This is a genomic window from Mucilaginibacter sp. UYCu711 (assembly GCF_050433825.1).
Lineage (GTDB): Bacteria > Bacteroidota > Bacteroidia > Sphingobacteriales > Sphingobacteriaceae > Mucilaginibacter.
Map to the genome: position 1 here is coordinate 1 of NZ_JBNPWM010000017.1, position 15,371 is coordinate 15,371.

General features: G+C 41.0%; 15 protein-coding genes. 6 read left to right on the forward strand and 9 right to left on the reverse strand.

Annotated features, from left to right (window positions below):
- On the reverse strand, positions 1-163 hold a 163-nt coding region (locus ABIB50_RS25740; protein WP_429384851.1), incomplete at its 3' end, for an alpha-L-fucosidase.
- 225 nt (positions 164-388) lie between these two features.
- Here ABIB50_RS25740 and ABIB50_RS25745 point away from each other — a divergent pair.
- The 5 genes from ABIB50_RS25745 (at position 389) to ABIB50_RS25765 (ending at position 5,590) form a co-directional block, all read left to right on the forward strand.
- A complete protein-coding gene (locus ABIB50_RS25745; protein WP_429384738.1) occupies positions 389-2,767 on the forward strand; it encodes an ABC transporter permease in 2,379 nt (792 codons plus the stop codon).
- Positions 2,768-2,903: 136 nt separating this feature from the next.
- Positions 2,904-4,025, forward strand: a complete 1,122-nt coding sequence (locus tag ABIB50_RS25750; RefSeq protein ID WP_429384741.1) for a glycosyltransferase — start codon at positions 2,904-2,906, stop codon at positions 4,023-4,025.
- Complete coding sequence (locus tag ABIB50_RS25755; RefSeq protein ID WP_429384743.1) at positions 4,016-4,621, forward strand: RNA polymerase sigma factor; 606 nt, start codon at positions 4,016-4,018, stop codon at positions 4,619-4,621. Before ABIB50_RS25750 ends, ABIB50_RS25755 begins: the two co-directional genes overlap by 10 nt.
- A complete protein-coding gene (gene rsmG, locus ABIB50_RS25760) occupies positions 4,611-5,237 on the forward strand; it encodes a 16S rRNA (guanine(527)-N(7))-methyltransferase RsmG (protein WP_429384745.1) in 627 nt (208 codons plus the stop codon). Before ABIB50_RS25755 ends, rsmG begins: the two co-directional genes overlap by 11 nt.
- 14 nt (positions 5,238-5,251) lie before the next feature.
- The gene (locus tag ABIB50_RS25765; RefSeq protein WP_429384748.1) at positions 5,252-5,590 is read left to right on the forward strand and encodes a hypothetical protein; all 339 of its coding nucleotides are present in this window, start codon (positions 5,252-5,254) and stop codon (positions 5,588-5,590) included.
- A 58-nt stretch (positions 5,591-5,648) separates the two neighbouring features.
- On the opposite strand, the gene ABIB50_RS25770 is transcribed toward ABIB50_RS25765, so the two are convergent.
- The 5 genes from ABIB50_RS25770 to ABIB50_RS25790 form a co-directional block, all read right to left on the reverse strand.
- Positions 5,649-6,161, reverse strand: a complete 513-nt coding sequence (locus ABIB50_RS25770; RefSeq protein ID WP_429384750.1) for a hypothetical protein — start codon at positions 6,159-6,161, stop codon at positions 5,649-5,651.
- A gap of 79 nt (positions 6,162-6,240) precedes the next feature.
- A complete protein-coding gene (locus ABIB50_RS25775) occupies positions 6,241-9,027 on the reverse strand; it encodes a M56 family metallopeptidase (RefSeq protein WP_429384752.1) in 2,787 nt (928 codons plus the stop codon).
- Positions 9,028-9,074: 47 nt separating this feature from the next.
- Positions 9,075-11,270, reverse strand: a complete 2,196-nt coding sequence (locus ABIB50_RS25780) for a TonB family protein (protein ID WP_429384754.1) — start codon at positions 11,268-11,270, stop codon at positions 9,075-9,077.
- 32 nt (positions 11,271-11,302) lie between these two features.
- Positions 11,303-11,641 carry a BlaI/MecI/CopY family transcriptional regulator gene (locus tag ABIB50_RS25785; RefSeq protein ID WP_429384854.1) on the reverse strand — a complete coding sequence of 113 codons (339 nt, stop codon included), beginning with the start codon at positions 11,639-11,641 and terminating at the stop codon, positions 11,303-11,305.
- A gap of 461 nt (positions 11,642-12,102) precedes the next feature.
- Positions 12,103-12,873: a hypothetical protein gene (locus tag ABIB50_RS25790; protein WP_429384756.1), complete on the reverse strand. Its 771-nt coding sequence runs from the start codon at positions 12,871-12,873 to the stop codon at positions 12,103-12,105.
- Between the two features lie 115 nt (positions 12,874-12,988).
- Here ABIB50_RS25790 and dprA point away from each other — a divergent pair, with 115 nt between their 5' ends.
- The gene (dprA, locus tag ABIB50_RS25795; RefSeq protein WP_429384758.1) at positions 12,989-14,086 is read left to right on the forward strand and encodes a DNA-processing protein DprA; all 1,098 of its coding nucleotides are present in this window, start codon (positions 12,989-12,991) and stop codon (positions 14,084-14,086) included.
- A 75-nt stretch (positions 14,087-14,161) separates the two neighbouring features.
- Here the strand turns inward: dprA and ABIB50_RS25800 are convergent, their stop codons facing one another.
- The 3 genes from ABIB50_RS25800 to ABIB50_RS25810 form a co-directional block, all read right to left on the reverse strand.
- Complete coding sequence (locus tag ABIB50_RS25800) at positions 14,162-14,308, reverse strand: lmo0937 family membrane protein (RefSeq protein WP_299357560.1); 147 nt, start codon at positions 14,306-14,308, stop codon at positions 14,162-14,164.
- A gap of 115 nt (positions 14,309-14,423) precedes the next feature.
- Positions 14,424-14,645 carry a DUF2795 domain-containing protein gene (locus tag ABIB50_RS25805; protein WP_002996718.1) on the reverse strand — a complete coding sequence of 74 codons (222 nt, stop codon included), beginning with the start codon at positions 14,643-14,645 and terminating at the stop codon, positions 14,424-14,426.
- Positions 14,646-14,731: 86 nt separating this feature from the next.
- Positions 14,732-15,289 (reverse strand): cob(I)yrinic acid a,c-diamide adenosyltransferase, encoded by a 558-nt coding sequence (locus ABIB50_RS25810; protein WP_429384761.1) that lies wholly within the window; start codon positions 15,287-15,289, stop codon positions 14,732-14,734.
- Between the last annotated feature and the right edge of the window lie 82 nt (positions 15,290-15,371).

The window sequence follows — 15,371 nt, forward strand, 5'->3', positions numbered from 1 at the left end:
TATATAAACCGGCCCATTGCGCGTAATCGCCCCAATGGATAAACATACCAAAACGGGCTTCGCGCCACCATTTCATACGCTCATCGCGGGTTAATGCTTTTTGCGCAAAAACATTGGTGATAAGTATAAATAATACAGTGCTGGTTAGTATAAACTTTTTCATACAGGTTATATATTGGTGTACACTTTTGCCGGGGCGGCAAAGACTAAATGTAATAATAATTAATGATACGTATCAATACCGAACGTTTTTTGTATCAAAACCGAACGGGTTTAATAGCTGATTTATTTATAACTATCTTTAAATCAATATTATAGTTATTCGGCATGTAGGTTGGTGCATTTTTGGAATTCTATTTATAAATGTATCATTGAATAACAGCGCTTTATGATCCGTAATTTCTTTAAAATAGCTTACCGTAACCTTATTCGCAGCAAAGGTTTTTCAGCTTTAAATATAACCGGCCTTGCCATAGGTATGGCTGCCGCGATATTGATTTTATTATGGATACAGAACGAAGTAAGCGTAGACAGGTTCCATAAAAATACTGACAGGATATACAGGGTATGGAACCGTGTTGTAGAAGATGGGGGGATCCAATGCACGTCCACTGTGTCGGCGCCTACGGCCCGTGCTGTAGAGAAAGACCTGCCGGAGGTGGAACGCGCCGTACGGGTAACGCGCGCCAATAACATGCTTTTTTCGGTTGGGGATAAAAAAATAATAAAGACAGGAGGGATTGTTGATACAGGCTACCTGCAAATGTTTAGTTTCCCGCTGCTGAAAGGCGACCCTAATACAGCGCTCAACGATATGCATTCGGTAGTGCTTACCGAAAAAACTGCTAAAAGTATATTCGGCAATGACGACCCGATGGGTAAAACAATTTTGCTGGATAATAAGGCTAATTTCACCGTTACCGGTGTTATGAAAGACCTGCCAAATAATACGGTATTCAACTTTGAGTTCTTATTACCATGGTCATACATCAAATTAGATAAAAAACAGGATTTAGGCTGGAATGATAACAGCACCCGCACCTATGTGATGCTAAAGCAGAACGCAAGTATTGCATCGGCCAACGTTAAAATGAAAGGCCTCAAACAAAAGTATAGCGACGAGGCAAGGAAAATGAAGTGGGAGCTGTTTTTATACCCGCTTGAACGATCGTACTTATATGCCAGCTTTACCAATGGGGTAGAGGACAACAATGGCCGCAGCAAGTTTATACAGCTATTTGGCATTATTGCCGGTTTTATATTATTAATAGCCTGTATTAATTTTATGAACCTGAGCACGGCCCGCAGCGAGAAACGGGCCAAAGAAGTAGGTATACGAAAAGTGGTAGGGGCGCAAAAAGCGTCGCTTGTTTTGCAGTTTATCGGCGAGTCTGTTTTCCTTTCGTTTTTAGCCGGTATCATCGCTATAGTAATTGTACTGCTATGCCTGCCGGATTATAACCGGTTTACCGAGAAACAATTGGCAGTAGATATAAGTGATATTAATACCTGGCTGCTGTTTATCGGGTTTATACTTTTCACCGGGTTACTGGCGGGTAGTTACCCGGCGTTCTTCCTGTCATCATTCACGCCGGTTAAGGTGTTAAAAGGCACATTTAAAAAAGCCGACGCTTTGGTTACCCCACGCAAAGCGCTGGTGATACTGCAATTTAGCTTCGCTATTGTATTAATAATATGTACTATTATAGTTAAGCAGCAGATTGATTATGCCCGCAACCGCGAAATGGGCTATAATAAAGATAACCTGGTTTACCACATGATGACCGGCGATATCCCTAAAAATTATATGCTGATAAAAAACGAACTGTTACAATCGGGTGTTGCAATAGCTGTTACCAAAACAAACTCGCCGCTTACAGACAGGTGGAGCGATGGCTGGGGACAGAACTGGAAGGGGAAGGACCCCAATGACAGGACTTCGTTTGACCGTTTTTTAGAAGATGAAGACCTGGGAAAAACTGCAGGATTGCAATTTGTACAGGGCCGCGATTTGGATTTGAAGCAGTTTCCGACGGACTCGACCGGGTTGATCATTAACGAGTCGTCATTAAAAATAATGAAGTTTAAAAACCCGATTGGGCAAGTGGTTAGTGACCTTGGTGTTAACTGGCATATTGTTGGTGTGGTAAAAGATTTTATCCTGACCAACCCTTACGAGCCAACACGCCCCATATTAATATGTGGCGCCAAACCCAGCTTTATGCAGTTTAACGTGGTACAAATGAAGTTTAACGGCCAAAACCCATTGGCTGATAACTTGAAGAAAGCACAGGTTATCTTTCAGAAATATAACCCGCAGTATCCGTTCGATTATAAGTTTGTTGACGAAAGTTATGCTCAAAAATTTGATAACGAAAAACGCCAGGGCACTTTAGCGGCCCTGTTTGCCGGGCTTACCATATTTATATCATGCCTTGGTTTGTTTGGCTTAGCCAGCTACACTGCCGAAAACCGTATCAAGGAAATAGGCGTACGCAAGGTATTGGGCGCCTCGGTAGCCGAGATCACTACTTTATTATCAAAAGATTTTTTAGTGCTGGTTGTTGTATCACTGGTTGTAGCCACACCGGTAGCTTACTGGGCCATGAGTAAATGGCTAATGAGTTACAGCTATCGCGTAAGTATAAACTGGTGGGTGTTTGCATTGGCGGGTGCTTTATCAATAGTAATAGCACTATTAACGGTAAGTTACCAATCAATAAAAGCAGCCCTGGCAAATCCAATCAGAAGCCTGAGATCGGAATAACTCAGTGATTAGAGATTAGTTAATCAGAGATTAGATGCCCGTCTTTCAGTTAGATAGACCAATCTCTAATCACTGATCAACTAATCACTAAAATCTCCGATTTTTTCACCAAATTTGCGCCATATTTTAATCGGTATTGGAAACTTATATACGGCTGGCTTTTTTTGTTCTTTTCCTACTGGTATTTATTGTCCAGTTATATTACCTCATCAGCAATCATAAATCGCTTTCTGCTTATGTGGTTGACGATGAATTGCCCGAAGTTAAAATACCCATATCTGTTATTATCAGCGCCCGTAACGAATCAAAAAATCTATCAGAATACTTACCCGCCATATTACAGCAGGACTACCCTGATTTTGAAGTAGTAGTGGTAAACGATTGCTCGTACGATAACTCGGACGAGGTATTGGAAGCACTTAAGGATACTTATCCGCACCTGAAAATTGTTACCATAACAGAGCATGCCCGTTTTAAAACCGGGAAAAAATTCGCGCTTACCTTAGGTATAAAGGCTGCAAAAAACGAGCACCTGTTATTTACCGATGCCGATTGTATGCCATCATCAACCAACTGGATAACACGTATGGCCGCGCACTTTAATAAAGATAATGTGCAGCTGGTGTTAGGCTATTCGCCTTATTATAAAAGCGGTAATTTTTTAAATGCGCTCATCAGGTTTGAGACGTTAAAAACCGCTATAAACTACCTGTCGGCAGCGTTAAACGGCGACCCTTATATGGGCATCGGCCGTAACATGGCCTATACCAAAACCCTGTTTTTTTCAAATAAAGGTTTCGCGTCGCACATGCACGTATTATCAGGCGATGACGATCTGTTTGTGAACCAAAACGGCACGGCAAACAATACCGAAGTAGAAATTCATCCCCAAACATTTATGTATACCCATGCTAAAACCGGCATTGCTGCATTATACCGGCAAAAAAAGCGGCACATGGGTGTGGGTAAATTATACCGCAACAGCCATCGCCGCATGTTAAGTTTTGATGCCTTGAGCGGGTTATTATTTTATGCCTCATTTATTTGCTGCTTAGCGGTTTACTTCGAGCCTGTATTGGCATTAGGCTTGTTTGTTTTTAGATGGATCATACAAATACTCATCTACCGAAAAACTTTTAAAAAGTTAAATGCGGCATCGCAATTGTGGTACTTGCCGTTTTTAGATTTTGTTTACTACATTTATATAAATGTTTTTGGAGTGATTGGCACTTTTGTTAAAACTACCCAATGGAAATAAATTCCAATTTTACCGAGAATGCTAAGAATGATTTCCACCTGGTAGTTAAAGCCAGGGGCGGGAGCCAAAGGGCGTATGCCGACCTGATGCAGCGCTATAAAGATTCCATCTATTTTATGGTGCTTAAAATGGTTAACAACAAAGAGGACGCTATGGACCTTACTGTTGAAACCTTTGCCAAGGCATTTGAGAAACTGGAAAAATACCAGCCTGAGTATGCCTTTAGTACCTGGCTGTTTAGGGTGGCTACCAACAACTGTATCGATTTTATCCGCAAGAAAAAATTAAATACTACCTCTATACACGGGCTAACGGATGAAGACGGGGAAGAGAAACAACTGCAGATAAAGGCTGATGTTTTAAACCCCGAAGAAACGTCTATAAAAAAGCAGCAGACTGAGGAGTTAAGGCTATTGATACAAAGCTTACCGGCCCGCTACCGTAACTTAATTACGCTGCGTTATTTTGATGAATTATCCTACGAAGAAATTGCCCAGCAACTTGACCTGCCTTTAGGCACAGTTAAGGCGCAATTATTCAGGGCCAGGTACCTGCTTGGTAATATTATGAACCGATTTGACAGAGATGACATCTGATCAGCTTTTTACTTATTTCCCAGATCTTACACCTATCCAGCAACAGCAGTTTGAACAATTGCCTGCACTGTATGAGTTTTGGAACAACCAGATCAACGTTATCTCGCGCAAGGATATCGACCAGCTTTTTGAGCGCCACGTACTACACTCGTTAGGGATAGCTAAAGTGATGCCTTTTTTACCGGGCGAAAGTGTGCTGGATGTAGGTACCGGCGGCGGTTTCCCGGGCATCCCGTTAGCGATATTGTTTCCGGACACCAGGTTCTATTTAGTTGATTCTATCGGCAAAAAAATAAAGGTGGTGCAGGAAGTTGCCAAAGCACTGGGCCTTAAAAATGTTCGCGCGGAGCACCTGCGTGCCGAGCAGATTGATGAAAAGTTTGACTTCATCGTATCGCGCGCTGTAACCCGCCTGGGCGACTTTTATCCGTGGATAAAGGGTAAGTTTACCCGCACATCAAACAATGGCCTGCCAAGCGGCATACTCTATCTAAAAGGCGGCGACCTTGCCGAAGAGATCAAAGAATCGGGCCTTAAAGTGCACCAGTATTACCTGAAGGATTATTTCACCGAAGAGTTTTTTGAAACCAAGCAGGTGATATATGTAAAGGGGTAAAGGAGTTATGAGTTATGAGTAATGAAACTCACTACTTAATACCCATAACTCAAAACTATCCCGCCGGCGTTGGTGGTGGCGGCGGTTTGGGCAATTTTATCTTTTTAACAACATCAACCGGGTTTGGCGGTGGTTTTACGTTCGATTTTGGCTTTGGCGGCAGATTAAGTTTTCCTTTTTTAAATGGATTAATCTTTTTCCAAAGCTTTGCCGGCGATGGCGGAGCAGGTGGTGGAGGGGGTAGCGTTTGCGCGAAAACAGTACCGGCACCAAAACTTAATACCCCGGCCAACAATATCTTTACTGCCGACTTTTTAAATAACTTTTTTTTAATTGACCGCATGATAGTTTAGTTTAAAAAGTGAATGATGTAAATATAACGGGTTAAATTGGTTTTTGGTTTAAATAAAGTCATTTACGTTGTCGATACCGAATTTTATAACCCAGTTTTCTAACCTCCGTTAGTCTGACGCAGGTTGCCGAAAGTATTTTACTTAAGCCGGCATCATATACTGGTAAATGATACTTTTCTACGTCACGACCTAAATCGTTATCAGTTTGCATGTCGAAATAAACAGGCAATACATACACAATGCCTTGCTTTTTTATTGATGGCGGCGAACTGCCTTGCAAGGCTTTTATCACTTCAATACTTAATAAAGTGTCGATACTTCTAAGTATTTTTATATTCTTTATTTTGTTATTAACATCAATATTATAAGTTGCTATCACCACACCTTTAATTTGATCTTCAACCACGGTTTTAGGATATTTTACATGAGTAGCAATATATTTATAAAAGTTATCCAACTCCAATTTGGGTATAGTATCCGCAGCGCTTAGTTTAACATTGCGCTTTTGTGCATTAAGCCTGCTAACATTTATGATCAGGGTAAGTAAAACAATCTGGAAAATTATCTTCATGATTTTGGTTGTTACGGCAATTGAAGATACAAAAAAAGCCGAGCAATTGCCCGGCTTTTAGTTTTGATAAGGTAGAGGTTTATTGTTTTTTTGCACTCTCGTTTATTGACACCACATCCATAGTCCAGACCGTCTGGTTGTCGGGGATATCAATATTTGCCGGATTATAAGTAACTACTTTGCCAGTTACAGCAAACTGCGGACTTGTGTTGCCTACTTTGAAAAATACAGGCACAATATATTGCGACCCGGGCTTAAAAATATTTAAGGATGCACTACCCTTTAGTGCATTTATCACTTCATTACTTAATGATTCTGAAGGGCTCATTATAATTTGTACATATTGAATTTTATGGCTGGCATTAACAGAAAATAAAGCATTAACTATTACGGATTTGCCTTTTTCCAATTCTTCGGCAGGGTACTTAATAGTGCTTGTCAAGTTTTTATAAAACTTATCCAGGTCTGACCTGAATAGGGCATCCGGGTTACGGGCGTTACTTGAGTTAGGGTCATTATCTTTAACCGGTAGATATGAACCGACGGCTATGGTGTAATGATTATCATAGCCATTCTTTTTACAAACAACAGCGTCCTCATTTTCTGTATGGCCACGGGTTGAGATATGCACAAGGTAGGTATGAAAGCCGGGCTTGTCAGTAACGTCACCCTTAAAGGCGCTGAAAGCACCTGATATCGCGTTATCCATTACAGAACCCGAGCCTTTAACTACTTTTACGTTTGACAGTTTTTTATCGGCACCTACATTAAAGCCAACAACAACTACCGCGTCTTTAATTGTAGTGTTAGTACGGCGCAATTGCTGATAATAGTCTAATCCGGTTCTGAAAGTCTGATCGCTTGTAAACGAGTGGCTTAGGCTTTCATAGCCTTTTTTATAACCGCTTGGTGTAACCGGCCCTGCAGGATCTTCGTTAGATACATTAGCGACTGGGGTTACCTTGTAATCGCTAAATGGATCTGCTACGATTCTGATCGACGCGTTGCCGCTAAGTATCGCAACTTTACCATAACCCTTCCCCCAGGTTTTTTCAGCATAAGCATTGCCTTGCTCATACACTAAGATTTTATCGCACGACATATATAAAAGCGACTTTGAATTGTATTTGGCCAGGCTTTGAGGCGTAAACTCATATTTTTTACCATCTACAATAAACAAAGCTTTAGTGCCTTTAGGTGCTATGGTTTGTATGGGTACGGCACCGTTGTTTAGCCTACCCTCGCTAACGTAGGCACCATTTTTATCTTTTTTACGAAAAGCTGGTTTAGGAGCAGCCGACGGTAATTTAAGGTGATCAACAGGCAATGGCGGAAAAGTATAACCGTATTTATTTTTTAGTAAAGCTAATTCGCCTGCAGTAGCTTTGTTTAATGATACACTTACATACTTGCCGTTTGCGTCATAAACTACTACGCGGGTATTAAACTTATTGTCAAGGTATTCTGAATATTCATCATACTCAAATCCTTTACCTGTGCGAGTAATTTTATAGGCCCAGCCTGGTATTACCCATGAGCTGATGCAATCAGGAGCCAAACCGAAAGCCTCCGAGTCTTTGGTTGGCTGGCCGTTATAAAATATCACTACCGATCTGCGATGCCCCGGTTTATCCTTAACAGGCATATTAAAGTTTGTATATGCTTTTAAAGCTTTCGCATCATATTTCTTACCGCCGCTTTTCTCTATTTTAATATTGGTCAGTTTGCCATTCTTAACTACATCAAAACCAACTACTACAAAACTGCCGTTATCGTTTTCGGTAGGATTATAGGTTACCGTTTTCATTACATAATGGTTTAAGTATTCATAACCAGGCGTTGTAGAACTTGGAATTGGGAACTTATTACGTTTTTTGGGTTTAGTTTTTGCGGCGGGTTGTGTGACCGACAACTCATTTTTTGGTGTAGCCAAAACCTCAGGGACAGCCTTCGCCGGGTCAATATCAACCCAACCATAAGTTTTGCTGAAAGCCAATGTCGACGCGCAAAGCAAGCCCGCGCAAACAGGCAAAGCTATTAGGTACTTTAGCCTTGCCAAATTACCCGACCTTTGTTGATTTAACATAATTATACGTTTTTTAAGCAGATTATAATTAAAGAATGAATGGGTAATTGACGAGCCTCCCGCACCATACGCATTATTAACCAGGAAGGATGAGTAGGTAAGTGCATCAGTTTCAAAAGCGGCGGTTTGTTCGTCGGCTATATATTCATGTACGCTTTTAAGGCTGCTTTGCAGCAGGTAAATAAACGGATTGAACCAGCTGATAACTTTTAATAATTCCAGAAAAACAATATCAACCGAATGCTTTTGGCGGATATGCACCAGCTCATGCCTGATAATGGTATTGGCACCCGCTGCGTCTTTACCTATAAACAGGTAATTAAAAAATGAGAAAGCTACGTTAGTTTCGGGCAGGTACACCAGCTTATGCTTTCCCTGGTCAATACGTTGGGTGTTACGCATCAATTTAATTAGCGTAAACAATTTAATGATCAGTATAAAAGATAGCACACAAACGCCGATAACGTAGGCGTAAACAAAATAATCATATGTTGTTAAAGGCTGTGCGGTAACTATAGGTTGAGCGATAGTTGTAGGAACATAGTCGACCGGCGCGGTGTACTGGGGTAAGGTATAGTTTACCGTTGTAAAAACTACAGTTTCTACCGGCTTTAACGCCCCTATTTGTAACACCGGCAGTATAAATGATATCACGCAGCTAAATAGCAGGTACGCCCGGCTAAGCTGATAATAGGTTTCTTTAGTTAAAAAAAGGCAGTAGGCCAGGTAAAATACCCCTAGGTAAATGTTGGCTTCTGCTATATAGTACAACCAGGTCATAAAGTAGGTTTTAGTAGGTTTTTAGGTTGGGTTTTTGTGGTATCCCGCTATTGTTTTTTTGAAAAAGTAAACGGCGATTTCTTCTCGGCACGTGCTAATTCGCCTACATAACCGGCTTTCTTAAAACTGTCGCTAACGGTTGGCCGTGATTGGTTTTGAGCCAGGCAAAACACAATCGCGATAGTATGCTGGCCGGCATCATCGCTTATTGTTCCATCGAATGATTTGACTGCGGCAACAGCGGCCTCGTCAAAATTGGCACCGCCTGTTTTAGCTACGGCAACGTTATTGATCGCTCCTTTATCGTCAACATTAAACTTCACCAATACTACGCTTGCCTTAAGTTCTGCTTTTTCTTTTTCGGGATATTGCAATTCATTATACACATGGTCGTAAAATGTTTTTGTGTATGGCTCATCCAGGTATGAGTTAACGCCCAAACCACTTATCATATAATTACCATAGCCCTTTCCCGGGGTAATAGATTCCATAGCAAGGTATGAGTTGGTAGGGAAGGTGTAACCGTATTTATCCTTTAGCATCAGTACATCTGCAGGAGTAACGCTATCACTAAAGTACCATTTAGAGCCGCCGTTTTTATCATAAATAACAACTTTGAAAACGGGTTCCCTGCCGCCGCTACTTTCGTCATACTCATATCCTTTGCTGGTTACAGCAAATTTATGCGGATAGTTAGTGATGATCAATCCGCCCGAATATGCCACTTCATTTCCAGGTGCTTCTCTAAATATCGAATAATCGCCTGCAAAGAAATATATGGCCATTTTCAGGGTTTTTCCCGCGTCATCATTAACCACCCCTTTGTAGCTTTTAAAGGCATCAAGTGCAAGCGCGTTCAGTTTATCGCCGGCGCTTTGTTCTATTTTTAAATCGGTTATCTGCCTGTCATTATTAAGCTTAAAACTAACTCCTACCACGCCGCCTTTTTCATCAGGGCCATAGCTGTAATGAATATTCTTGTAAAGGTGACGGTCAAGCAGTTGGTAACCGCTATAATTTACTGCCGGCAATATTAAATGGCCGGTAGCATCAATAGCAACACGTGGGCTATCAGTTGTTGTCGGTTTTGTTTCATCAACAGGGATAGGAACTACTTTGTCAGTATTTGCACCAACAGTATCTGACGGTTTGATCTCGCCGGCTACCGGCAATTCGGCGCTTGCAATAGTTGCAGGCCTGCTGTGGGTTAATTTGTTCGAAGTGGTTTTGGTAACAGGATTTACTTTTGCCGGGTCTAAATCCAACAAAGCATAAGTTTTACTGAATGCCAGCGTCGAGGCGCAAAGTAGTATTGCACAAATAGGTATGGTTACCAGGTATTTTAGCCTTGCTAAAGTACCAGAGCGTTGTTGATTTAACATGATAATACGTTTTTTAAGTAGGTTGTAATTAAAAAATGAATGGGTGATGGACGAGTTACCGGCTCCGTAAGCATTGCTAACCAAAAATGATGAGTAGGCGATTGCATCCGCTTCGTACGCTGCGGTTTGCTCGTCGGCTATATACTCATGTACGGTCTTTAAGCTGTTTTGTAATAGATAAGTAAACGGGTTGAACCAGCTAACTATCTTTAACAACTCAAGGAAGATAATATCAGCCGAATGTTTTTGGCGGATATGCACCAGCTCATGCCTGATAATGGTATCGGCACCGTGCGCGTTGGCACCAATAAAAAGGTAATTAAAGAACGAAAAAGCTGCATTAGTTTCGGGCAGATACACCAGTTTATAGTTGTCCTTGTCTACCTTTTTTGCGTTCCGTATCAGCTTAAACAGGGCCGATAGTTTAATCATCAACATTAAAAACACTACGCCTGCACCAATTAAGTAAGCATACATTAAATAATCCTGCGGCGTTAAATGATATACTGCCACAGCCGCCAATTTAGGTGTTGTTACAGCCGGTGTAGTAGTTACAGCTTGTGTAATAATTGCATGCGGTATAGCAGGCGATTTGATATGTACCGGACCGATAGGTTGTATAAATTCATCAGGTGCTGTATCAGAAGGAGCGGCATAATTAATGGTTGTACTTACCGCGGCTTCTACCGGTTTTAATGCACCAATTTGTAAAACAGGTAGTATAAACGATACCACGCAGGCAAACAGCAAGTAAGCACGTGTTAGCTGATAATAGGTTTCTTTAGTTAAAAAAAGGCAGTAGGCCAGGTAAAATACCCCCAGGTAAATGTTGGCTTCCGCGAGATAATACAACCAATTCATAATGTTAGGTTTTTTGATAAGGTTTAGGTGGTTTATTTCTTTTTACTTTTCAGCTCGTCAATCAATTTGGTTAGCTCATCAAGCTCTTTTATACCCAATTTCTTCTCGTTAGCTATAAAGGATACCAGGCTTTCGTACGAGTTGCTGAAATAGCTGCTCATCATTTTATCGAAAGTAAACTTGCGGTACTGCGCCTCTGATATCAGCGGGAAATAAATGTGCGAGTTACCCACCGCTTTATGATCGATAAAGCCTTTGCCTTCTAAAACCCTTACAACTGTAGACACGGTGTTGTAAGCAGGCTTAGGTTCGTTCATTTTTTCGATAATGTCTTTTACAATGGCTTCGTTTAACTGCCATAATATTTGCATTACCTGTTCTTCTGCTTTGGTTAATTCTTTAATCATCTTCATAGTTGAACTATTTTTGTAGTTTAATAGAATGAAGGTACAACTATTTTTATAGTTTGCAAACTATTTTTGTAGTTTTTTAAAAATATTTTTTTTGAACAGGAAATGAGGCGAGCGGGGTGATATTTATGGCGTTGCCTGCGGCCTGTGCTATCCGCTTATACGCGCACAGGCGTTAGGCGCAGGGCCGGTATCGCTACTATCACTAACGCGGCGGGCGTTAACCCGTCAGCGTCGACTCACCCGATCTACGCTTCGCTCGATCACCCTCTCTTCACCTTCGGTGGAAAGAGGGTTTATTTCTTGCACGAACTAAAATAAAAATATTAAAATATATTCCTTAACCCTCTTTCCACCGAAGGTGAAGAGAGGGTCGACCAGCGTAGCGTAGTCGGGGTGAGTCGACGCCGACAGGCAATAAACTATTTTTTTGCCAAAGTGTACTCGCCCCAAAAATCTGTAGTTGATAATGCTGTCATCGCCATTGGTGGTGGTGGTGCTGGGGTTGAGCTGTTAATTGTTGTAGGGCGGTGCATCTGCTCTGCCTCATTAACTTTAATTTGATAACTAAAGGCATCCGTCCCATTGTTTGGCAGGTTTAAATATTTAAGCGGGATAGCTATTTCGCAAGTGTAGGTCAGCTTATCGTCAAATAACGACGCTGCTTTAATGCCCAGGTCATTATATATGGCTATTGAAGAATCAGTTATACTTTCGATGCCCGATACGTTAATGGTTTTATCTTTCGATCCTAATACGGTATTTAGGTCATTATAGGGTGTCACTATTCCATCAGGTTGCGATGTAGATGCACGCGCATACATATTTGCAACTGCCGACATATCACCCCCGCGCAATACCGGGTATGTTATAGATACTTGTTTGGCATCTTTCTTTTGCAGGGTATGGTTTATATTAAGCGTAATGCCACCTCTCAATATTTTGTCTGCGATGTCGTGATATTTGGTTTGTATGGTAAGGTATAAGTATTTTTCATCGTTAGATAAAGTATAAGACACATTTGTAGCCTTATTATAAGCTTGTAATTTATTATCCCATTCGGTAGCCTTACCGTCAATTTTAATAGTAGACGGCGCCCGCAAACTGATTTCTTGTTTATTGGATAATTTTTGCGAAAAAGCGTTCGCAGACAATATTAAAGCCGGAAGAATACAAGTGATGATCTTTTTCATGTGCGATAGGTTTTAAAGGATTAATTAAAGGTAGTGATTATTTCATTTTTTTTTAATTTCTATGTTTTTGCTAAAAATTATAGTAAAATTTCTATTTTAGTTGCACGTAAACTTTATGTCGCAACTCCATCAAATAGCATTAACGTATTTAAAAAATATTGGTCATGGCCTGGGTAAGGTGCTGGTTAGCCATTTAGGCAGTGCCGGGGCTGTGTTTGATGCTTCGCCCAATAAATTATTAAGCATACCAAGCATAGCAGAAAAGCGCGTACGCGAGCTAAACTTTGACGAAGCCCTGAAAAGAGCTGCCGAAGAATTAAAGTTTATAGAAAAGAACAACATCAAAGTGCTGTTTTACACCGATGCCAACTATCCCAAACGGTTAAAGAATTGTATTGATGCACCCATACTATTATATAGTAAAGGCAATGCCGACCTTAACGCGCGTAAAATAGTAAGCATAGTAGGCACCCGCAACGCTACCGACTATGGCCGCCAGCTTTGTGCCGACCTGGTTGCCGAACTGCAACAGTATGATGTTTTAGTAGTAAGCGGGCTGGCGCACGGCATAGATGTAATAACACACAAAGAATGTATTAAAAATAATGTTGCCACAGTAGGGGTGTTTGGGCATGGGCTGGACAGGATCTATCCCGTAGCGAATAGAAGCACCGCCGATAAAATGCTGGAGAATGGCGGCTGGTTAACCGAATATCCATCGGGCACCGTCCCGGGTAGCGGAAACTTCCCCGAGCGTAACCGCATTGTTGCCGGCATGGCCGATGCTACTATAGTAATAGAGGCCAGTATAAAAGGCGGTGCATTAATAACTGCCGAGATTGCTAATTCTTATAATAGAGATGTATTTGCGTTCCCGGGAAGGTTGGGGGATACGTATTCTGAAGGGTGTAATTTTTTGATCAGGAATAATAAAGCCGCCCTGCTTACCTGCGTAGCCGACCTGGCTTACAGCCTTGGCTGGGAAAAGCCCGACGATGCCAAACCGGTTGAACAATTTATGCTACCTATTGACCTGACGGGCGATGAACGTACAATATATAATGTAATACAGCAGCATAACGCGCCGCTTGCAATTGATGACCTGACTATAAAAACCAATATGCCCATGAGCCAGCTGGCCATGAACCTGTTAAATATGGAGATGCAGGGTTTTATCCGGAGTTTGCCGGGGAAGATGTATAGGGTTAGTTGAGTTGTGAGTTATGGGTTTTGAGTGGTGAGCAGGAATATATCCAGAACTCACTACTCAAAACTCACAACTCATTTATCACGCTCTTCTGATAACACCCAATAGTAAAGCTACAATAGCTATAACCAATAATACGTGAATTATTCCGCCAGCAGAATAATAGAAAAAGCCAAATGCCCAACCTATAATAAGGATAACGGCGATAATGTAAAGTAAACCTCTCATTGTTTTAAAGTTTTAATAGTGAATGATAAATCACTACTTACTAAAACCATTCCAAAAAGGTCTGAAAACAAAAAAGCCCCGCATAAACGGGGTTTTTATATTGTTTTAAGCGAGATTAGTACTCGTCTTCGTTAAAAAAGAAGTCATCTTTTGTAGGGTAATCAGGCCATATTTCTTCAATATTTTCATACGGCTCACCATCATCCTCTAATGCCTGCAGGTTTTCAATCACCTCAACCGGTGCTCCTGAGCGTATAGCATAATCAATTAATTCGTCTTTAGTTGCGGGCCATGGTGCATCCTCCAGGTGAGATGCTAATTCGAGTGTCCAGTACATATTTTAATCTATAATTAAGTTTAATTTTTAAATTTTCAATTTCTGCAAAAGTATAATATTTTTATGTTGATAATCAATATATTTTTTTAAATTTTTTTAAGCCTCGGTATCCATTCATTTTCAGGGATGTTATGGTCGTTTGCCACTTTGCGTGCCAGGGTAAAAAGGTAATCGCTTAGCCTGTTTAAATAAATAATAACCTTATCGTCTACAATACTTTCGTCTGCTAAATGTACTGTAAGGCGTTCTGCACGGCGGCATACGGTGCGGGCTATATGGCAGTAAGATATAGTTGTGCTACCCCCCGGCAATATAAAATGCTTTAATTCGGGTATTTGCAGGTTAATGGTATCCATTTCTGTTTCCAGCAATTCAATATCTTCGGTGTGCAGATCAGGTATCACCATTTTTGATTTTTCCGGATCGGCCGCTAAAGATGAACCAATGGTAAACAAACGGTCCTGGATCTCTTTTAAAAAGTCTTTATCGTGCTGGGTGATCTCCTGGTCGCGTATCAAACCTATAAAACTATTCAGCTCATCAACCGTTCCGTAGCTTTCAATACGCAGGTGATGCTTTGGTACGCGCGTACCGCCAATTAAGGATGTAAAACCTTTATCGCCTGTTTTGGTATATATTTTCATACAGTGTTATGCGGCAATTTATAAATATCGATTTAAACTTTGTTAATAAATCGGCAATATTTTATGGGTTGCGTTAAACTTG

Bases quoted from the DNA above. Each gene is read 5' to 3' on its own strand.
- ABIB50_RS25745 (WP_429384738.1), top strand. From the start codon at position 389: ATGATCCGTAATTTCTTTAAAATAGCTTACCGTAACCTTATTCGCAGC.
- ABIB50_RS25755 (WP_429384743.1), top strand. From the start codon at position 4,016: ATGGAAATAAATTCCAATTTTACCGAGAATGCTAAGAATGATTTCCAC.
- rsmG (WP_429384745.1), top strand. From the start codon at position 4,611: ATGACATCTGATCAGCTTTTTACTTATTTCCCAGATCTTACACCTATC.
- ABIB50_RS25765 (WP_429384748.1), top strand. From the start codon at position 5,252: ATGAGTAATGAAACTCACTACTTAATACCCATAACTCAAAACTATCCC.
- ABIB50_RS25770 (WP_429384750.1), bottom strand. From the start codon at position 6,161: ATGAAGATAATTTTCCAGATTGTTTTACTTACCCTGATCATAAATGTT.
- ABIB50_RS25775 (WP_429384752.1), bottom strand. From the start codon at position 9,027: ATGACCTGGTTGTACTATATAGCAGAAGCCAACATTTACCTAGGGGTA.
- ABIB50_RS25780 (WP_429384754.1), bottom strand. From the start codon at position 11,270: ATGAATTGGTTGTATTATCTCGCGGAAGCCAACATTTACCTGGGGGTA.
- ABIB50_RS25785 (WP_429384854.1), bottom strand. From the start codon at position 11,641: ATGCAAATATTATGGCAGTTAAACGAAGCCATTGTAAAAGACATTATC.
- ABIB50_RS25790 (WP_429384756.1), bottom strand. From the start codon at position 12,873: ATGAAAAAGATCATCACTTGTATTCTTCCGGCTTTAATATTGTCTGCG.
- dprA (WP_429384758.1), top strand. From the start codon at position 12,989: ATGTCGCAACTCCATCAAATAGCATTAACGTATTTAAAAAATATTGGT.
- ABIB50_RS25800 (WP_299357560.1), bottom strand. From the start codon at position 14,308: ATGAGAGGTTTACTTTACATTATCGCCGTTATCCTTATTATAGGTTGG.
- ABIB50_RS25805 (WP_002996718.1), bottom strand. From the start codon at position 14,645: ATGTACTGGACACTCGAATTAGCATCTCACCTGGAGGATGCACCATGG.
- ABIB50_RS25810 (WP_429384761.1), bottom strand. From the start codon at position 15,289: ATGAAAATATATACCAAAACAGGCGATAAAGGTTTTACATCCTTAATT.